Source organism: Streptomyces sp. NPDC001093 (assembly GCF_040298985.1).
Lineage (GTDB): Bacteria > Actinomycetota > Actinomycetes > Streptomycetales > Streptomycetaceae > Streptomyces.
This window is the reverse complement of sequence record NZ_JBEPBF010000105.1, coordinates 1-18,456: the sequence shown is the minus strand read 5'-3', so window position 1 is coordinate 18,456 and position 18,456 is coordinate 1. Positions and strand designations below refer to the sequence as shown.

The window sequence follows — 18,456 nt, the reverse complement described above, 5'->3', positions numbered from 1 at the left end:
GAGCTCTCCGTGGCACACGCCGTCCGCTTCTACGAAACCGGTGGCCCTGACGTCCTCACCTGGGAGGAGGTGTCCGTCGGCGACCCCGGACCGGGCCAGGTGCGCATCCGGCACGAGGCCGTCGGCCTGAACTTCGCCGACACCTACTTCCGTACCGGGCTCTACCCGGTACGGCTGCCCGACGGCATCGGCGTCGAGGCCGCCGGAGTGGTGGAAGCCGTCGGCGAGGGCGTCACCCACGTCGCCCCGGGGGACCGGGTGACGTACACCGGGAGCCCGCTGGGGGCCTACAGCACCGAACGGGTCATGGACGCCTCGCACCTGATCAGGCTGCCCGCCGGCATCAGCTGCGAGACGGCGGCCGCGATGACCATGCGCGGCCTGACGGCGGCCTATCTGCTGCGCAGGATCCACCCGCTGCGGGAGGGGGACACGATACTGCTGCACGCGGCGGCCGGCGGTGTGGGCCTGATCGTGTCCCAGTGGGCCGCACTGCTCGGCATCCGTGTCATCGGAACGGTCTCCAGCGAGGAGAAGGCGGAGATCGCCCGCGCACACGGATGCCGGCACGTCATCCGCTACCGGCAGGAGAACGTCGCCGACAGGGTGCGGGAACTGACCGACGGCGCCGGAGTGCCGCTGGTTCTCGACAGCGTCGGCAAGGACACCTTCGCCGGCTCCCTGGCCTCGCTGTCCCGCCGCGGCCTGCTGGTCTGCTTCGGCACCGCTTCCGGTCCCGTACCACCCATCGACGCGATGCAACTCGCCGTCCAGGGCTCGCTGTTCGTCACCCGGCCCGCCCTGGCCGACTACATCGCCGACCCCGCCGAGCGCGCCGCGCTGGCCGGCGAGCTGTTCGAGCACGTCGCCTCCGGGCGCATCAAGATCGAAATAAATCAGCGCTACGCCCTCGAGGACGCGGAGCAGGCGCACCGCGACCTGGAAGCCGGCCGGACCACCGGGTCCTCGGTCTTCGTCCTGTGAGAGGGCGCACCCCGTATCCACCCAGGGAGTGAGCACCCATGCCAGACACCCTCTCGTCGTCGCCGCGGCACGCCCCGGCGCCGGTACGCCCCGGTGCGTGCCGTACCTCGATCGAGGCCGAGCCGCTCACCTGCACCATCGGAGCAGAGATCACCGGTGTGAACCTCGCCGACGCGGCCCGTGACGACGACCTGTTCGCCGAGATCAAGAGCCTGCTGCTGCGGTACAAGGTCCTCTTCCTGCGGGACCAGGACATCTCGCGTGCCGACCACGTCGCGTTCGCCTCGCGCTTCGGCCCGCTGGAGGACCACCCCGTCGCCGGCAGCGACCCCGACCACCCCGGACTGGTCCGGATCTACAAGGACCTGGACAGCCCCCCGGAGCACTACGAGAACGCCCTGCACACGGACGGCACCTGGCGGGTGAACCCCTCGATGGGGGCCGTGCTGCGCTGCGTCGAATCGCCCCCGGTCGGCGGTGACACGATCTGGGTCGACATGGCCGAGGCGTACCGCCGGCTTCCCGACCACATCAAGACGCGGATCGAGGGGCTGCGCGCCCGCCACAGCATCGAGGCCACCTTCGGCGCCGTCATGCCCGAGGAACAGCGCCACGCGCTGAAGGAGCGGTTCCCGGACGCCGAGCACCCGGTCGTGCGCACCCACCCCGAGACGGGCGAGAAGATCCTGTTCGTCAACGCCTTCGCGACGCACTTCGTCAACTACCACACGCCCGAGAACGTGCGTTTCGGCCAGGACTACGCGCCGGGCGCGAGCCACCTGCTCGCCTATCTGATCAGCCAGGCCGCCATCCCGGAGTACCAGGTGCGCTGGCGCTGGAGTCCGAACAGCGTGGCCATCTGGGACAACCGCTCCACCCAGCACTACGCCGTACAGGACTACTGGCCCGCCGTCCGCAAGATGGAGCGCGCCGGAATCGTGGGCGACAGACCGTTCTGACCTGCCACTTCCCGAGCAGTCGAGGTGATGACAATGGAGTTTCACACCACTGCGCAGTCCACGGCCCCGGCCGCGTCCGCGCCGGCCTGGCCCGTGTCCAGAGGTTATGCCTGGACGGTCTTCGCACTCGGCTTCGGCCTGCTGCTGTCCGACTACATGTCCCGCCAGGTCCTCAACGCCGTCTTCCCGATGCTGAAGGCCCAATGGCTGCTGTCCGACGCCGCCCTGGGGTCGCTCAGCGGCATCGTGGCCCTGGCGGTCGGCGTGCTCACCTTCCCCATGTCCCTCATGGCCGACCGCTGGGGGCGGGTGCGCAGCCTGCTGCTCGCCGCCACGCTGTGGAGCCTGGCCACCCTCGGGTGTGCCGTATCGGCGGGCTACGGCGAGATGTTCGTCGGCCGGCTCTTCGTCGGCATCGGTGAGGCGGCCTACGGCAGTGTGGGAATCGCCGTGGTCCTCAGCGTCTTTCCGGTCGCCCTTCGGGCCACCCTCTCCGGTGCCTTCATCGCGGGCGGCGCCTTCGGCTCGGTGCTCGGCGTCGCCGTCGGCGGCGCCGTGGCCCAGGCGGCGGGCTGGCGCTGGGCGTTCGCCGCGATGGGGATCTTCGGCCTGGTCCTCGCCGCGGTGTACGGCATCGTGGTCAAGGAGAGCAGACTGGCGCCGCGCGGACAGTCCACCGGCGGCGAGGGCGGCGCGCAGGAGCGGCGGCTGCGCGCCCACCTGCCCCGCCTGTTCTCCTCCGTCTCCGTCGTCAGCGCCTACGTCGGCAGCGGACTGCAACTGTTCATCGCGGGCGCGCTCCTGTCCTGGCTGCCCAGCTTCTTCAACCGCTCCTACCACATGACCACGGCCAGAGCGGGCGCGGTCGCCGGCGGCTACGCGATGATCATCGGCCTCGGGATGATCTTCGGAGGCATCGCCTCCGACCGCGTCAGCTCCACCACCCCGATCCGCAAGTGGGCCGTCGCCGTGGGCTGCAGCCTCGGCTCACTCCTCCTGCTGACCCTCGCCTTCCAACTGCCCACAGGACCGGCCCAGTTGCTGACCCTGGCGGCAGGCGCCCTGCTGTCGGCCGGTTCCGCCGGACCGGCGGCGGCCATGGTGGCCAACCTGACCCCCTCCTCCATCGCGGCGACCGCGTTCGCCACCCTCACCCTGGCCAACAGCCTGCTCGGGCTGGCCCCGGGCCCCGCTGTCACGGGTGCGCTCGCGGACCGCTTCGGCCTGCTGGGTGCCCTGCGCATCGTGCCCCTCGTCGCGGTCGCGGCCACGGTGGCCTTCCTGGTCGGCCGGCACTGGTACGAACGCGACCTCCTCCGCCTCGACGACCTCGCCGTGAAGGCGGAGCCCAAGCACCCGTCGGAGATCCCCTCATGAGCCCCACCGCGGAACCCACCGTGGTCATCGTCCCCGGTCTGCGCGACCACGTCGCCGACCACTGGCAGACCCTGCTGGCGGAACGGCTGGCCCAGGCCGGCCGCGCCGTCCGCACCGTTCCCCCGGTGGAGGGGAACCGACTCGGTCTGGACGTCCAGGTCGGCAACCTGGCCGCCACGCTGGCGCCCCTGGACGGACCGGTCCTGCTGGTCGCCCACAGCGCCGGAGCGGTCACCACCGTGCACTGGGCCGGGCGCCACCACGCCGACGTGCGCGGCGCGCTGCTCGCCACGCCACCGGACTTCGACACACCGCTGCCGGACGGCTACCCCACCCCCGCCGACCTGGCGGACCACGGCTGGACCCCCGTGCCCCGCGCACCGCTGCCCTTCCCCAGCCTCGTCGCCGCCAGCGCCGACGACCCTCTCGGCACCCCGGAGCGCGTCGCCGGGCTGGCCCGCAGCTGGGGCAGCCGCCTCGTGGAGCTGGGCGCGGTCGGCCACCTCAACCCCGCCTCGGGTTACGGCGAGTGGCCCCTGGCCGAGGAACTGATCCGCATGCTGGAGACCGACACCGCCGGCAAGCCGCTCGGGGCGACCCCCACCGGAGGGCACCCATGACGCCGGACACCGAGCTGCTGTGGACACCGGGACGCCGCGAACTGGAGGACTCCAACGTCGCGGTGTTCATGGAATGGCTGGAGGAGACCCGCGGCCTGCGCTTCGCCGACTACGCCGAGCTGTGGCGGTGGAGCTCCACCGATCTCGCGGGCTTCTGGTCGGCGGTGTGGGAGTACTACGGGCTGGACGCCGTCACCGGGTACGACGAGGTGCTGGGCGAGGCCACCATACCGGGAGCCCGCTGGTTCACCGGCGCACGGCTGAACTTCGCCGAACGGTGCCCGTCGACGACCCCGGTGACGCACGCTACCGGGCCGGCTACTTCGCCACCTACCCGGGCATGTGGCGGCACGGTGACTCGGTGACCGTGGAAGCGGACCTGTCGGTCGTCGTCTCCGGCCGTTCCGACTCCACGCTCAACCGCATGGGGGTGCGCATGGGTTCGGCCGACACCTACGCGGTGGTGGAGCAGCTGTCCGGCATCGCGGACAGCTTCGTCGTCGGTGTCGAGCAGGCCGACGGCGGCTACTTCATGCCGCTGTTCGTCGTGACCGAGGACGGCGGGGAATCCGACGACGGCCTCCGGGAGCGGATCACCGCGGCCATCAGACACCAGTTGTCCCCACGCCATGTGCCCGACGTGATCGTGCGGGTGCCCGCACTGCCCCGCACGCTGACCGGGAAGAGGCTCGAGGTGCCGGTCAAACGGCTGCTGCAGGGCGCGAACACGGCCGACGTCACCGGCCCGGGCGCCGTCACCGACGGCCACATGCTGGACTGGTTCGCCGCGTTCGGAGCACGGACGAACGGGAGCGGGAACGCGTGGACGAACGTGACAGGCAGGACATAGGGCCGAGCCGTCCGCGGTGCCGAGCGGCGTGACGTAACGGTGAAACCACTGGTACGCGTCCGGTACAACCGGCGCGGCAACTGGAGCGTCATGAGTGTCGAACGGCCAAGGAGCCGCTTCGCGCAGCAGAAAGGCAACCGCGATGTCCTCTCCCCTCACGCTCCGGCGAGTGCTCCCCGCCGCCGCGCTCACCTGCGTCGCGGTGCTCGCCACCGGCTGCAGCGCGGGCTCGGCCTCCTCCTCCGGTGGCACAGCCGCGGACACGGCTTCTGGCGCGCCGGCCACGTCGGCGCCGGGTGCGGCAACGCCGACCGCGACAACGCCGGCCGTGGCCACCACGGCTCGGGCCGGCAGTACGCGTACCGGCGCCCAGGCGCAACCGGCCGGAACAACGCGTGGGCGCACCGTCGCTGCCTGCCCGACCCGGTCCCTGAACGCCAGACCGGGTGTCAGCCAGGGCACCGCCGGGAGCGTCTACCAGGTGATCGACTTCACCAACATCTCGCAGATCACCTGCACCCTGTACGGCTACCCTGGCGTGTCGCTGGCCGGCGGCAGCCCCGTTCATCAGATCGGCCCCGCCGCCACACGGAACACCACCGCACCCCGCGCGCTGGTGACGCTGGCACCGGGGGCGACCGGCAACGCCCTGCTGAGGATCACGGACGCCGGCAACTACCCCACGACGCAGTGCCACCCGACCGCCACCCAGTACCTCCAGGTCTACCCGCCGGGCCAGACGACCCCGATCTACGTCGCCTACAACTCCAAGGCCTGCGCCGGGACGGTCGGCATCCTCAGCGTCAGCGCGCTCCAGCCGGGCTCTGGAAGTACGCCGTAGTAAGCGAAGATCCTCGATGCCGACGCCCGCCGGGCTCAACCAGCGCCACCGCATGGTCGTGCTCATCACCCCGGGGCGGCTTGCCCCGGTGAGTGCGCTGGTATGGGCGTTGACGCGGGGAACCGCGGAACCGGTTTCGGCGTCCTGGTTGTGGACCTGAGCTCGAGGCGGGGGCGTTGGCATGGCTACGAGGATCTCGGTGACCGTCAAGGGGCTGACCGGTCTGGACGACCGGGACCGGATGCTTGACGAGCTGGCGGCGGCGACCGGTCTGTCGTGGCGTTCGTCGCCCGTCGACCAGGGCAGGGTGCTGACCGGCGGCATCGTCGAGGTCGTCCTCGTGGCCGCGGTCGGCAAGGCGACCGAGATGACCGTGTCGGCCGCGGTGGACGCCGTGAAGCGGGTGGTCGAGCGCTGGCGCGATGAGCGGCTGGATCCGCCCGAGACCTCGGTCGGCACCGAGTCCGTACCCGACTCCGCGGCGGAGCCGACGGCGGAAGGGCTGGACAGCTGAGATGGCGTCCCGTGCGGTGGTGATAGGACCGGCCGGGTACGCCGTCGATTCGGGGATGGACAGCCATCCGCCGATCGGCGAGAGCGCGCGTATGTACGGCGAGGTTCTCGCGGGCGACGAGATGTGGGGTGCCGACTGCTGCCGGGTCCTGACCGAGGACGAGGTCCAGACGGCCGACGGCGTGATGAGGGCGTTGCAGGAGGCCGCCGACGAGACGGGGCCCGACGACATACTCCTGGTGGTGTACGTCGGCCACGGTCAGTACTGGAGTGACGTTCCCGGCGCGCAGGTCCATTTCTCCGTGGGCTCGTCCTACCGGGACAAGCCGTGGACCTGGCTTTCCAGTTGGTATGTCTACCGCGTCATGCGCAAGGCCAGGGCGAGGCTGAAGGTCCTGATCGCCGACTGCTGTTACTCGAACCTGCTGCCCCAGCTGGGGGAGGAGCCCGTCCTTCCCGGAGTGCTGGGCGCGCTGGACGAGGGCACCTGTGTGTTCACGGCCGTCAAGAACGCCAACTTCGCACCCGCCGACGGTTGTTCAGCCCTGCCGGGGAACCTCTCGAAGTGCACACCGTTCAGCGGGCATCTGCTGCACGTACTGCAGGATGGCACGAAGGACCACAATCACCAGCTCACCATCGGCCTCCTGCGGGAGGCGGTGAAGAAGGAGATGGAGAACTGCACAGGTGCCCAGCACCAGGTACCGAGGATGTCGCTGAACGACGCCCGTGACGGCACCCCGCTCTTCACCAACCAGATGGAACTCAAGAAGCGCGACCCGGTCCCGCAGCTCCCGGTCGAGCCCTCGGACTGGGTCAGGACGTTGCTGATGGACCGGGACTCCCGCCTCGACGAACTGCTGAAGGACGAGCGGAAGACCGGCGACGTGGTCGCCCTGCTCAGCTCCAGGCCGGATGAGGCCAGCCGGCATCTCGCGCGGCACATCGACGTCAGGGCCAACCAGGCGTTCAGCTCGCCCCATGCCTTTGCCCGCTACTGGAACCAGGTGGAGAAGGCACTGCGCGTATGACGGAGGGCCAGAAGGCCGCGGGCTCCGGCGTGGCCAGGAGTTCCGAGGGCGACGGTGCGACGGAGCCGTGGGGCTTCGGCTATGAATGGGTGACCAAGTGCTCGGTCGCCGCCTTCAAGGAGCGCATGCAGGCCATGCGGGAGGGCGAGCAGCCCGTCACCGGGAGCAGCGAGAGGCCCCGGCCCGCCAACGCGATCAGGGCCCTGCACGCGTTCGCCATGCTCAGCACCATCGACCGGCTCATCGAATGCGCGGTGAGTTTCGACTACCGGGACGCCGTCAACATGGTGGCCACGGCGGCGCTGAGCCGGAACATCATCCATGCCGCGGAACTCGCCATCCGGCAATGGGACGCCGAGCGCGCGAGCGAGGGCAGGCACCCGCCGCTGACGGACGGCGTCATCCACGACATCGCCTGCCAGCGGACGGTGCTCGACGTCGCCGTCTTCGTCAGGGAGTGCCGTCGCGCCGGAAAGAGCGAGCTGGTGGACAGGACGCTGCGCGTGTTCACCACACCGAGTTCGGGGCGGACCAATCTCGACAAGGCCCTGCTCTACATCGCGCTGCGCGACGAGAAGTGCGGGGAAGAGGCCGCCGAGCTCCTCCGGCAGACCCTCGTCGCGATCACCGAGCACGTGCACGTGCCGTCGCAGGCCTCGTACCCGATTCCCAGGGAGTTCCAGGATCTCGCCGGCGCACTGCACCAGCTCAGTCCCTCCGAGCGGATCCTGGAGGAGTGGGTCGACGCACAGCTGCGGATTCCGGATCGCGTACCCGAGACCAGACGGATCGTCGCCCATCTGATCGCCACCCGGACCGACAGCCCCGACACTCTCGTGGAGCATGTCGGCACACGGCTGTCCCAGCATGACATCGCTGAAATCTGCGGCCAGCTGGCCAGGCAGGGGGCCGCCGAGAAGTGCGTGCTGATCCGCGAGTACGCCGCGTCGCGCGACAACGTGGAGCACCTGGCGGAGATCGTCATCGCCTGGCACCGCTCGGAGGCTCTCACCAGGACGACCAAGGACCTGCTCGCCGACATCGTGGCCAGGGGGACGGCGCGAGCGGCCGGGCCCCGCTCGCCGGTGGAACTCGACTACCTGGACACGGTACTGGGCAACTTCAACGCCCAGCCGGAATGCAGGAGGCTGCTGCGCATCGCCGCCGCGGTGCACACGGACGGCCGCTCCGGAACCGATCTGGCCGGTCTGCTGGTCAGGATCGAGCGGCCGAGGGACCGCAACCGTGCGGCGCAGACGATCGCCCAGCGACTGGCCGCGCGCGTCCTCGAACAGGGCGCCGACGCCGGGCTCTTCGTCGAGTACGTCCAAGGGCTGCGGGGCCACGGCCGCGCCGAGGCTGTCGATCTGGCCTGCAAGGAACTGGCGGACCCCTCCGACCCGGTCGGGGTGCCCCGGGGTTCGGGTGCGGTCATCGCCGAGATCGCCGCCCGCCTGTACGGCGCGGCGCTGCCCCGCGACGGCTGGGACCTGCTCGAACGATGCCTGGAGAACGAGCAGCGTGTCACCCCTCGAGGCGTGGCGCTCGTCGTCGACCGGTTGCGCACCAGCACGATGGCGGAAGAGGACAGGCATTTCCTGCTCCGCGCCACGGTGGGCCGCTGGTCCGACACGCACCGTCGGGAGGAGGCGGTCGAGGAGCTGCGCGGCAGGGGATACGAGGCGGAGGCCACGGAGGTCATTCGTTCGCTGCGTTAGCGGCCGTGGCGGGGCCGGAGCCCGGAGTCGGCAGCATGGGCGCCACTTCGGCCATGTGGCGTCTGGACGCGTCGACCAGGCCCTCGAAGGCCGCGAGTGCCGCAGCGACGGCCAGGAGACCCCCGAGGAGCTTGGGGAGGACACCGACCGAGGAATCGCCCAGCAGCGTCAGCAGCGTCAGCACCGCGAGGTGACCGACCAGCCAGAGCGCAGCCTGGGCCGCGGGGCTGGTGCGCCAGTGCCGTAACACCGTCACGTGCACCTTGGCGTCGTACATCCGGCCGAAGGCGGGCAGCCGGCGGGCCAGGACCGGCAGACACAGCAGCAGGGCGCAGCCCACCGCGAGGGTCGCCATGCCCCGCCACAGGGGGGCCCAGCCCGCCCCGTAGAGGATGAGCGCGATCAAGGCGAAACCGGCCCGCGCCAGGACCTCGCGGACGCCGCGCCGCAGGCGGGACCAGCCGGTCAGGTGGTCGCGGAGCGACACGAGGACGACGCCCGGGACGGCGTAGACGACCAGTGTCAGGACTCCGGTGATCGCGACGAGGGAGCTCCAGCTGCCGCCGACCGCCAGCAACGCGATGCTCGCGACGAAGAAGTCGACGACCAGGACCAGCCAGTACACGTCGTACCGCCGCTTCAGGGACGCCTTGCGGGCGGTCTGCAGGCCGCGGTGCGTGAGATGGGCCCGGCTGAGCGCTGCCACCTCGCGGGTGAGCGCATGGGCGAAGACGAGTCCCGCACCCATGGGCGAGATCACGGCGCCGATCCTGAGCAGCCACCCGAGCCACCACAGGGAGAGGGCGAAGGCGAACTGGGCGTAGGGCGACGGCTCGACGCCGGGCGGACTCCAGTAGGACGCCTCGTACTTCGTGAAGACGACCTGAAGCGAGATGTACAGGACCATCGCCCCGGCGATCGTGCCGAAGACCGCCCTGCGGAGCCGGGCCGCCTCGCCGATTCCCCGACCCCACCGCTTGATGTTCCCGGCGAAGTCCAGCGGTCCCTGGAAGCCGACGTAGGCGAAGATAACGCCGCTGCCGACGACCGCTGCCAAGGCGGCCCCCGCGCCTTTTCCGGTGCCGCCGCCACCCGCGTGGGGACTGCGGTGGTCGAAGCCGGCCACGATCAGCAGCGCGACGGTCAGGACGGGGATGACGACCTTCACCACCGTCAGCCAGGAGTTGATCCTGAAGAAGATCCGCGGGGCCACCAGATTCACCGCGGAGATCGCCGCCATGAACACCAGCGCATAGCCCCAGCCTTTGAGGGTGAGCGCCTGGGAAGGGTCCAGGAGCCCGTGGACCTTCCAGGACAGGCCCCTCGTCATCGCGACGGCCTCACTGGAGAGGTTGATCGCGTAGAAGATCCACAGGCCGGCCGCGACCACCGTCGCCACCAGCGCGCCGCTGCTCTGCAGCGGCAGGAATATCAACCCGCCCGTCTTGGGGGCGACGGTGCCCAACTCGACCATGACCGCGGCGATCAGCAGCATGAGCAGGCCGCCGAACACCCAGGCCAGGTAGGCGTCCGAACCGGCCCGCCGGAACGCGTCGTCCGCCCCCAGCAGCCAGCCGGAACCGATCATGCCCCCAGCCGCCAGGCCGACGAGGTGGAACACCGACAGCCGCCGCTGCTCGTCCTCGTCCTCGGCCCGCCGCACTGGCTGTCGGCCCTGAGGCCTCATTTCCCGGACACTCATCCGCCCTGTTCCCCCGCGTAGCGTCTGCACATCCTCACGCACAGTGGCGAACAGGGTACTGGTCGGTGCGGGCCGGGGATACGGCGTTGCGGCGGTGTTCAGCTGGGGCGACCACCTGGAGTCCCGATGCGGAGGGCGGACCGGGGCGGCGGCGGAGTCACCGGGATGCCGCGATCGATGCCGCCGTGAGTCTGTCCACGGCCGCCGCGACCGCCTCGGGGCTGGAGACCATCGACAGGTGCCGGGCGCCCGTGATGAGCGTGGCAGGCGGTGCGCCGATGCGCCGGGCGGTCTCCTGCGGCGTCCGCCGGGTGAACACGTCGTCCTGGGCACCGAACACCACCGACTTGGGCAGGCGCACCCCGGCGAGCCGGGCCACCCGGTCCGCGGGCAGACCCGGCACACCCGCGGCCAGCATGCTCCACAGCGCGCTCTCCGCGCCCGGCACCCGGAGCGGGCGTCGCCACTGATCCAGCCCGGCGGCGTCCAGGTGCGGACAGGCAGGCCCGCACTGGGCGTCGTACACGCTGCGGATCACCGCGTCGATGCCGAGTCCCAGCCGCAGCAGGCTGGTGCGGTACGGGTCGATCAGCACGTACTTGAGGGCCGGCGGCGGCCCGGCACCCGTGTCGAGGGCGTCGCCGTCGAGGAGCATCACACCCCCCAGCCGGCCGGGGGCCCACAGCGCCGCCTCGGTGACCACGGCGGCTCCGCTGGAGTGCCCCACCAGCAGCGGGCGCTCGCCCGGACCGCCCAGGTGCATGGCGTCCAGGAAGCCCAGGAGCTGCCGGGTGAAATGGTCCACGGTGTACGGGCCGTGGCGCTCGCTGTACCCGTCTCCCGTCAGGTCGAGCGCGTACACCCGGTGGTCCCGGGCGAGCAGCGGGGCCAGGCGTGACCAGGTGTCGACGGACTCGAAGGCGCCGTGCACCAGGACGACCGGCGGGCCCGCCGTACCCCAGGTCTGGTAGCGCGTGCGGATGTCGGCGGCCTGCACGTACCTGAGCCCGCGCGGCGGCGTGGCGCGCCCGGCGGTGACGGCGTTGTAGACGAACGAGGCCGCCGTGACGACCACCAGCAGGAGGGCACAGCCCAGCGCGGCGCGCCGCAGCCATCGCCGCGGCCGGGAGCGGAGTGGCCGCTGCGCGTGCTCGGCAGGGAGGGACGGCGGAGCGGACGCCGGACGGGTGCCCGCGTCTCCGTCTCCGTCTCCATTCCCATCTCCGGCTCCGGCTCCGGCCTGGCGAAGATCAGCTGTCACGGACCACAGCATCGCCCATGGCACAGCCGCGGTCATCCTGCGGGGGGAGCCATCGTGACTACTCCGCCGGATGTAGGGGAGTGCCGGCTGCCCGCAACCGCCGTCGGGCGACCTGGGTACTGGGAGCCCCGGCACCTGGTGGCGAACTTCCTTGCCGGAGCGGGGAGTTGTTCCATGTGCCGGTCCCGGCGGCCCACCGCCCCCTGACCGCCCGCACGCCCATGTGGAAGACGTGTGAAGACCGCCCATGTCTACGGATGAAAACCGATGAAAGTCCTGAGGGCTGCGTGACGTTGGGGCTGGGGTGCGGCTTTACTGGGAGTTACCCATGGGCCGTCGCCAGGCAGAGGCCTGGCGGGGATCCGGGTAACGGGAGGACTGTCGATGGCTTACGCCAAGGGGTACGACGTGTCCGACTTCCAGTCGGGCATTCCGGGGGACGCGGGCTTCGTCTTCATCAAGGCGACCGAGGGAGCGCACACCGAACAGAGCAGCTACAAGCGCAAATTGGCCGAGGCCAGACGCCGCGGTCTGGTGGTCGGGCACTACCACTTCCTGCACGCGGAGAACGCGGTGGCGGACGAGGTGGACCACTTCTGCCGGGTGGTCGGCCATGTGCCGCAGGGCGAGCTGCTGGCGCTGGACTTCGAGCCGTACGGCCAGAACGTGAGTGACGCGCACGCGACCCAGGTGAAGAACCAGTGGCTGGCGGCGGTGAAGCGGCACTACCCGGACAACCGGGTCGGCCTCTACGTCGACCGCGACTACTGGTTCCGGACGGATGACAACGCGGGTGAATTCCTCTGGATAGCGGACTACGTCACACCGGGCGCGCCCAGGATCCGGTCTCCGTGGAAGTTCCATCAGTACACCGACCGGCCGATGGACATCGATGTGTACCACGGCACGATGCAGCAGCTGAGGGAGTGGGCGGGCGCGGCGGCGAAGCCGGGCCCCACGCCGCAGCCGAAGCCCGCACCGCATCCGAAACCCCAACCGCCCTGGCACGGGCTGCAGTTGGTCTCGCGCGCCGATTGGGGTGCCCGCCCCTGGCGGGAGCCGAACGGGTCGATCCCCTACCACGAGCCGCGCAAGGGTGTGAAGATCCACTACCTGGGCACGTCCTACACCTTCGGCCCGCACTCCACCTGCGCGGCCTATGTGCGACGCATCCAGAGCGGGCACATGGACTTCGACAAGTGGTCCGACATCGGCTACAGCTTCGTGGTCTGTGAGCACGGCGTGGTCTTCGAAGGCCGGGGACTGGAGCGGCGCAACAGCGCCAACGGGAACGTACCGCTCAACGAGGCGCACTACGCGGTCTGCGCGCTGGTCGGTTCCTCCGGGTCCACCACACCCACCTGGGACCAGCTCAACGGCCTGCGGGACGCGATCGAGTACTGCCAGAAGCACGGCCCGGCCGGCCCGGAGATCAAGGGCCACCGGGACGGGTATGCCACCGCCTGCCCCGGGCCTGTGCTCTACGCGTGGGTGCGCGAGGGAGCGCCACGGCCGTCGGGTTCGGGCACCAGCCCCGAGCCGCAGCCGCAGCCACAGCCCAAGCCGCAGCCGAAGCCACAGCCCGATCAGCCCACACGCCGTCAAGTGACCCTCGGTGGCCTGCAATACGGCTTCGGCGCCAAGGGCATGCACGTCACCGCGGTCGGCCGGGCACTGGTCGGCGCCGGGTTCGGCAAGCACTACCACCAGGGCCCCGGCCCCGAGTGGACCGACGCCGACACCCTCAACTACGCGGACTACCAGCGCAGTCAGGGCTACTCGGGCGCAGACGCCGACGGCGTCCCCGGCGAGCGTTCGCTGCGTGCCCTGCTGCACGGGGCCATCCCGCTCGCCACGGTCGCGCACGCCAAGGTGGTCGACTCGGCGCGGCGCGACCCGGGCGCCCCGCAGGGCGCGACCAGCAACCCGGACCATGTCCTCACCGTCGAACTCGCCCTGTCCGACGAGGGGTTGCTCGACCGCAAGTGGGTCGACGGCTCCTTCGGCACCAAGACCGTCGCCGCCTACTCGGAGCTCCAGAAGCGCTACGGCTACACCGGGATGATGGCCGACGGCATCCCCGGCAAGGACTCGCTGACCAGGCTCGGCCATGCGCACGGCTTCGCCGTCGAGTGACCTCTGCCGCGAAAGACTCAGGAAACCGTCATGTATCAGATAGCCCTGTCCCTCTGGCGTACCTTCGTGCCCTATCTGGTGGCCTTCGTCGTGCTGCAGGCTGCCCGGCTGGGCGTCCATCTGGACAACGCCACCGTGAACTCCGCGCTCACCACCGGCTTCGGCACGGTCTACTACGCGGTCTTCCGTGTGCTGGAACAACGCTACGGCGCGCGCTGGGGCTGGTTCCTCGGAGCGGCCAAGCCGCCGACCTACGCACCTGCGGGTGCTCCCGCCGCGGGCAGCCACGCGATCGACTACACCAAGCTCCCGGAAGGCGGCTGACGGTCCCTCAACTGGCCGAGTCTCAGGTCCAGTTGTGAAGGAGATTGGGTCAAGGCGTGCAGATATCAGCTCCTGATCGGAAATGAGCGCGACTGGCCGGATGGATGCCTTGACCGGTGCGCAATCGGACCGTGAGACTCATCCTGCACTCAGGCACCAGGGACTTCATGCACTACCAGCGCAACGCCTCCGCGGTACAGGTGCCGTGGGGGCTGCGACGGGGGAATCAGGTAACGGCCGCACCGGGCCTCTTCCGGTGCTCGCGTACATGTCGTGACTCCGCGCACGTTCGGCGGCGGCGACAGCGCACTGCGCACCGCCGGGCGGTTCGTGTGCGTCTTCCTCCTTCTTCGTGTCCCCGGGTGCGACAAGGGAATGGAGGGGGAATTGACGACGACACCGACCTATCCCGGGGTCTACATCGAGGAACTGCCCAGCAGCGTCCGCACGATCGGCACCGTGACCACCTCGGTCACCGCCTTTGTGGGCCGCACCCGGCGGGGACCCGTGGACCGGCCCGTCACCATCACCGGCTTCGCCGACTACGAGCGGCAGTTCGGCGGCCTCGACCCGCAGAGCCCGGTCAGCTACGCCGTGCAGCAGTTCTTCGTCAACGGCGGCACGGTCGCCGTCATCGTCCGGGCGGTGGCGGCCGGCACGGGCAAGTCGGCCACCGTGACGCTGCACTCGACCGAGAGCAGTACCGAGACCCCGGTCCTGGAGGTCACCGCCGAGCAGCCCGGTGCCTGGGGCGCGGGCCTGCGGCTCTCGGTGGACTACGACACCACCGCCCCGGACAGCACCTTCAACCTGCGGGTCTTCGACATCACCGGCGGCGTCGGCGAGTTCTTCTCCGGGCTGTCCGTCAAGGCCGGCGACGCCAACTTCGCCGAGACCGTGGTCAACGGCGGCTCCGACGCCATCAGGGTGAAGGTGCTCGCCGAGCAGCGCCCGGACCCGGTGGGCACCGTCTCCAAGCCCTTCGCCGCCACCCTGCCCGACCTCACGCAGCAGATCGAGGTCAAGATCGGGAACGTTCAGCGCACCTTCCGCATCTACGACGCTGAGCAGGACGGCAAGGCCCCGGTCACCGTCACCGACCTCGCCCTGCTGCTCGAGCGCAAGCTGCGCGCGCTGCCGGACGCCCCCGGCCGGCGCGTCTTCGCGGGGACCACCGTCACCGCCTTCGGCAAGCGCCTGCAGATCGTGGCCGGTTCCACCGACCCCGCCGACACGGTGCGTTTCGTCGGTGAGGCCGCCAACAACCTGGGCCTGGAGGGCGGCGTCAACCCGCCGGTCTTCGCGCTGGCGGGCGGCGAGGACGGCGGAGCGCCCGGCCCGACCGACCTGATCGGCAGCGAGCCGGGCAAGAGCGGCATGCAGGCGCTGCGTGACGTCGAGGACGTCAACCTCCTGGTGCTGCCCGAGATTTCGGCCTACCCGGACATCCAGGACCAGCTCACCGTGCTGTCGGCGGCGCAGGCGCTGGCCGAGGAGAAGCGGCTCTTCGTCATCGCCGACGCCCCGCAGACCTGGTCGACCGTGGACGCGGCGCGGGCCGGTCTGTCCGCGTTCGACCCGGTGCGCAGCGACCATGCGGCGCTCTATTTCCCGCAGTTGGAGCTGATCGACCCGCTCACCGGCCGGCTGCGCTCCTTCCCGCCGTCCGGCAGCGTCGCCGGGGTCTACGCCCGGACCGACGCCGCGCGCGGGGTGTGGAAGGCGCCCGCCGGGACGGAGACCCCGCTCTCCGGGGTGCGAGCGCTGGGCGTCAAGCTCACCGACAAGGAGAACGGGCTGCTCAACCCGCTGGGTCTCAACTGCGCCCGGAGCTTCCCGGTCGTCGGCCCGGTGGTGTGGGGCGCGCGGACGCTGGCGGGTGCGGACGCACTGCAGTCCGAGTGGAAATACGTCCCGGTGCGGCGGCTGGCGCTGTTCCTCGAGGAGAGCCTCTACCGCGGGCTGCGGTGGGTGGTCTTCGAGCCGAACGACGAGCGGCTGTGGTCGCAGATCCGGCTCAACGTCGAGTCCTTCCTGCAGAAACTCTTCCAGCAGGGGGCGTTCCAGGGGACGACTCCGCGCACCTCGTACTTCGTCAAGTGCGACAGCTCGACGACCACGCAGGCGGACATCGACCGCGGAGTGGTCAATGTGCTGGTCGGCTTCGCTCCGGTGAAGCCCGCGGAGTTCGTGGTCGTCCAGATCGAGCAGATGGCCGGGCAGTCCGAGGCATAGGTTCAGGGGTTAGGAAGCAGCATTCATGGCCGAGTTCACCGTCAACCCGCAGCGATTCGACCCCTACAAGAACTTCAAGTTCCTGGTGGTATGGGACGGCCGGGTGGTCGCCGGCATCAGCAAGATCAGCCCGATGAAGCGGACCACCGAGGTGGTCAAGCACCGCAACGGCGGCGACCCCAGCTCGCCGCGGAAGTCCCCGGGCCGCACCGAGTTCGAGGCGATCACCCTGGAGCGCGGGGTCACCCACGACCCGGAGTTCGACCGCTGGGCCAACAAGGTCTGGCAGGTCGGCGCCGGTCCGGGCTCCGAGGTCTCGCTCGCCGACTTCCGCAAGGACCTGATCATCCAGGTGCTCAACGAGGCCGGCCAGGTCGCCGTCGCGCACAAGGTGTTCCGGGCCTGGCCGAGCGAGTACCAGGTGCTCGGCGAGATGGACGCCAACGCCAACGCGGTCGCCATCCAGAGTCTCAAGCTGGAGTGCGAGGGCTGGGACCGGGACTGGTCGGTCCCGGAGCCGCAGGAACCCTCGTACACCAACCCGGCGTAGTCGACTGTGAGTTCGGAACGACCGGCGGGCGCATCCCTCGGTGCGGCCGCCCTGCTGGCCATCTGGGAGGCGGGGCTGGCCGCGGGGTACGCCAAGCGCGCCCTGCTGCTGCACTCCGCCGCCCGGCCGGCGGCGGACAGCGAGGAACTGCTGTCGGTCCCGGTCGGGCACCGCGACGCCGATCTGTTCGCGCTCCGGCGCGAACTCTTCGGAGAACGGCTCGAGTTGCGGGTGACGTGTCGTCAGTGCGGCGAGGAGATGGAGTTCGCGCTCGGGGTGCAGGACGTCATCGGCGCCGGTGCCGCCGAGATCGCGGACGGACCGCTTGCCGTCGAGGTCGACGACTGGACGGTGCGGTTCCGGCTGCCGACGGCCGGGGACCTGGCCGTCGTCGAGGCATCGCCTTCCGCGGATGCCGCCGGTGCCGATCTGGTCGCCCGCTGCGTGCTGCACGCCGAACGTTCCGGAACCGAGGTGGCGGCCGACTCGCTGCCCGAGCACGTGCGGCAGCGCGTCGCCCAGGCCGCGGCCGAGGCCGACCCGGGGGCCGACGTCCGGCTCAACCTGGCCTGCCCGGCCTGTGGTCACGCGGCCACCGCCGAACTGGACATCGCCTCGTACCTGTGGGCCGAACTGGACGCCTGGGCGCGGGGCACCCTGCAGGACGTCCATCTGCTCGCCGGCCACTACGGCTGGAGCGAGTCCGAGATCCTGGCGCTCAGCCCGCTGCGGCGCCGCTACTACCTGGAGCTGTGTGCGGATGCCTGACCACTTCGACCGCCTGGTGGGGCGGACGGCTCCCGCGGCCGCGCCCTCCGGCGGCGCGGACGGCGCGGCGGACACCGGTGTGGTGCGGGTGCGCCCGCGCCTGCCGGGTCCGTTCGAGCGGATGGACGCCTTCGGGACGCGTGTCGACCCACTCGGACCGGACTTCGAGGAGCGGGAGCCGACGGAGACCGCGCGGCGGACGGAGTCAACGACCGTGCGCCGCCAGCTGGTTGAGGACGCGCCGCGTCGCGACCTGACGCCCGTCCAGCCTGCGGTCCAGCATCTGCCCTTGGCGCTTCGCGAGCAGACCGCTCAGCAGCGCTCCGTACTGACTCCCGCCGCCGTACCGCAGCCCACCCCCGAACCGGCCGCCCGGCCCGCCCGGCGGCCCGCCGCGGAGGACGGGCGCGGTGATCCGTCGCGGCGAGCGGCGGACTTCGGGCGGCGGAGTTCGGAGAGGACAGTCCCCTCCGAGTCCTCCGGGGCTCGGCAGGACACCGCCCCACGCCCCGTCGCCGCCGTTCCCGCGCAGACCGCGCGCCCCGCGGCCCGCCCGGCCGCCCCCCTCGCCGGACGCCGGTCCGCCC

At 70.8% G+C, this 18,456-nt stretch carries 18 protein-coding genes; 16 read left to right on the top strand and 2 right to left on the bottom strand.

Annotated features, from left to right (window positions below):
* The first annotated feature begins 9 nt into the window (after window positions 1–9).
* The 10 genes from ABT288_RS36460 (at window position 10) to ABT288_RS36415 (ending at window position 8,893) form a co-directional block, all read left to right on the top strand.
* Window positions 10–984, top strand: a complete 975-nt coding sequence (locus tag ABT288_RS36460) for a quinone oxidoreductase family protein (protein ID WP_351617316.1) — start codon at window positions 10–12, stop codon at window positions 982–984.
* Between the two features lie 38 nt (window positions 985–1,022).
* Window positions 1,023–1,943, top strand: a complete 921-nt coding sequence (locus ABT288_RS36455; protein WP_351617313.1) for a TauD/TfdA dioxygenase family protein — start codon at window positions 1,023–1,025, stop codon at window positions 1,941–1,943.
* Between the two features lie 33 nt (window positions 1,944–1,976).
* A complete protein-coding gene (locus ABT288_RS36450) occupies window positions 1,977–3,320 on the top strand; it encodes an MFS transporter (protein WP_351617310.1) in 1,344 nt (447 codons plus the stop codon).
* A complete protein-coding gene (locus tag ABT288_RS36445) occupies window positions 3,317–3,940 on the top strand; it encodes an RBBP9/YdeN family alpha/beta hydrolase (RefSeq protein WP_351617307.1) in 624 nt (207 codons plus the stop codon). The genes ABT288_RS36450 and ABT288_RS36445 overlap by 4 nt, the downstream gene beginning before the upstream one ends.
* Complete coding sequence (locus tag ABT288_RS36440) at window positions 3,937–4,305, top strand: acetyl-coenzyme A synthetase N-terminal domain-containing protein (protein ID WP_351617304.1); 369 nt, start codon at window positions 3,937–3,939, stop codon at window positions 4,303–4,305. The genes ABT288_RS36445 and ABT288_RS36440 overlap by 4 nt, the downstream gene beginning before the upstream one ends.
* On the top strand, window positions 4,302–4,790 hold the full coding sequence (locus ABT288_RS36435) for an AMP-binding enzyme (RefSeq protein ID WP_502972916.1): 489 nt from the start codon (window positions 4,302–4,304) through the stop codon (window positions 4,788–4,790). Before ABT288_RS36440 ends, ABT288_RS36435 begins: the two co-directional genes overlap by 4 nt.
* 142 nt (window positions 4,791–4,932) lie before the next feature.
* Window positions 4,933–5,631: a DUF4232 domain-containing protein gene (locus ABT288_RS36430; RefSeq protein WP_351617301.1), complete on the top strand. Its 699-nt coding sequence runs from the start codon at window positions 4,933–4,935 to the stop codon at window positions 5,629–5,631.
* Window positions 5,632–5,812: 181 nt separating this feature from the next.
* On the top strand, window positions 5,813–6,145 hold the full coding sequence (locus ABT288_RS36425; RefSeq protein ID WP_351617299.1) for a hypothetical protein: 333 nt from the start codon (window positions 5,813–5,815) through the stop codon (window positions 6,143–6,145).
* 1 nt (window position 6,146) lies between these two features.
* Window positions 6,147–7,175 carry a hypothetical protein gene (locus ABT288_RS36420; protein ID WP_351617296.1) on the top strand — a complete coding sequence of 343 codons (1,029 nt, stop codon included), beginning with the start codon at window positions 6,147–6,149 and terminating at the stop codon, window positions 7,173–7,175.
* Complete coding sequence (locus ABT288_RS36415; protein ID WP_351617293.1) at window positions 7,172–8,893, top strand: hypothetical protein; 1,722 nt, start codon at window positions 7,172–7,174, stop codon at window positions 8,891–8,893. Before ABT288_RS36420 ends, ABT288_RS36415 begins: the two co-directional genes overlap by 4 nt.
* Here ABT288_RS36415 and ABT288_RS36410 read toward each other — a convergent pair.
* Together ABT288_RS36410 and ABT288_RS36405 are read right to left on the bottom strand one after the other, a co-directional pair.
* Window positions 8,874–10,580: an APC family permease gene (locus tag ABT288_RS36410; protein WP_351617290.1), complete on the bottom strand. Its 1,707-nt coding sequence runs from the start codon at window positions 10,578–10,580 to the stop codon at window positions 8,874–8,876. The genes ABT288_RS36415 and ABT288_RS36410 overlap by 20 nt on opposite strands.
* A gap of 172 nt (window positions 10,581–10,752) precedes the next feature.
* Entirely contained in the window at window positions 10,753–11,670 is a 918-nt protein-coding gene (locus tag ABT288_RS36405; protein ID WP_351617287.1) for an alpha/beta fold hydrolase, read from the bottom strand.
* A 570-nt stretch (window positions 11,671–12,240) separates the two neighbouring features.
* On the opposite strand from ABT288_RS36405, the gene ABT288_RS36400 reads away from it, so the two are divergent.
* The 6 genes from ABT288_RS36400 to ABT288_RS36375 all read left to right on the top strand — a co-directional run.
* Window positions 12,241–13,992: a peptidoglycan-binding protein gene (locus tag ABT288_RS36400; RefSeq protein ID WP_351617284.1), complete on the top strand. Its 1,752-nt coding sequence runs from the start codon at window positions 12,241–12,243 to the stop codon at window positions 13,990–13,992.
* A gap of 30 nt (window positions 13,993–14,022) precedes the next feature.
* Window positions 14,023–14,316 carry a hypothetical protein gene (locus tag ABT288_RS36395; protein WP_351617282.1) on the top strand — a complete coding sequence of 98 codons (294 nt, stop codon included), beginning with the start codon at window positions 14,023–14,025 and terminating at the stop codon, window positions 14,314–14,316.
* A 375-nt stretch (window positions 14,317–14,691) separates the two neighbouring features.
* Window positions 14,692–16,551, top strand: coding sequence for a phage tail sheath C-terminal domain-containing protein (locus ABT288_RS36390; RefSeq protein ID WP_351617352.1), 1,860 nt, complete (start codon window positions 14,692–14,694; stop codon window positions 16,549–16,551).
* Between the two features lie 25 nt (window positions 16,552–16,576).
* On the top strand, window positions 16,577–17,101 hold the full coding sequence (locus tag ABT288_RS36385; protein WP_351617280.1) for a phage tail protein: 525 nt from the start codon (window positions 16,577–16,579) through the stop codon (window positions 17,099–17,101).
* Between the two features lie 6 nt (window positions 17,102–17,107).
* A complete protein-coding gene (locus tag ABT288_RS36380) occupies window positions 17,108–17,869 on the top strand; it encodes a T4 family baseplate hub assembly chaperone (protein ID WP_351617278.1) in 762 nt (253 codons plus the stop codon).
* On the top strand, window positions 17,862–18,456 hold a 595-nt coding region (locus ABT288_RS36375; protein ID WP_351617277.1), incomplete at its 3' end, for a hypothetical protein. The genes ABT288_RS36380 and ABT288_RS36375, both read left to right, overlap by 8 nt.

Excerpts from the sequence above, each read along its gene's own strand:
- ABT288_RS36425 (WP_351617299.1), top strand. The coding sequence starts at position 5,813 with ATGGCTACGAGGATCTCGGTGACCGTCAAGGGGCTGACCGGTCTGGAC.
- ABT288_RS36400 (WP_351617284.1), top strand. The coding sequence starts at position 12,241 with ATGGCTTACGCCAAGGGGTACGACGTGTCCGACTTCCAGTCGGGCATT.
- ABT288_RS36390 (WP_351617352.1), top strand. The coding sequence starts at position 14,692 with ATGGAGGGGGAATTGACGACGACACCGACCTATCCCGGGGTCTACATC.
- ABT288_RS36440 (WP_351617304.1), top strand. The coding sequence starts at position 3,937 with ATGACGCCGGACACCGAGCTGCTGTGGACACCGGGACGCCGCGAACTG.
- ABT288_RS36395 (WP_351617282.1), top strand. The coding sequence starts at position 14,023 with ATGTATCAGATAGCCCTGTCCCTCTGGCGTACCTTCGTGCCCTATCTG.
- ABT288_RS36445 (WP_351617307.1), top strand. The coding sequence starts at position 3,317 with ATGAGCCCCACCGCGGAACCCACCGTGGTCATCGTCCCCGGTCTGCGC.
- ABT288_RS36420 (WP_351617296.1), top strand. The coding sequence starts at position 6,147 with ATGGCGTCCCGTGCGGTGGTGATAGGACCGGCCGGGTACGCCGTCGAT.
- ABT288_RS36430 (WP_351617301.1), top strand. The coding sequence starts at position 4,933 with ATGTCCTCTCCCCTCACGCTCCGGCGAGTGCTCCCCGCCGCCGCGCTC.
- ABT288_RS36450 (WP_351617310.1), top strand. The coding sequence starts at position 1,977 with ATGGAGTTTCACACCACTGCGCAGTCCACGGCCCCGGCCGCGTCCGCG.
- ABT288_RS36455 (WP_351617313.1), top strand. The coding sequence starts at position 1,023 with ATGCCAGACACCCTCTCGTCGTCGCCGCGGCACGCCCCGGCGCCGGTA.
- ABT288_RS36410 (WP_351617290.1), bottom strand. The coding sequence starts at position 10,580 with ATGAGGCCTCAGGGCCGACAGCCAGTGCGGCGGGCCGAGGACGAGGAC.
- ABT288_RS36385 (WP_351617280.1), top strand. The coding sequence starts at position 16,577 with ATGGCCGAGTTCACCGTCAACCCGCAGCGATTCGACCCCTACAAGAAC.
- ABT288_RS36415 (WP_351617293.1), top strand. The coding sequence starts at position 7,172 with ATGACGGAGGGCCAGAAGGCCGCGGGCTCCGGCGTGGCCAGGAGTTCC.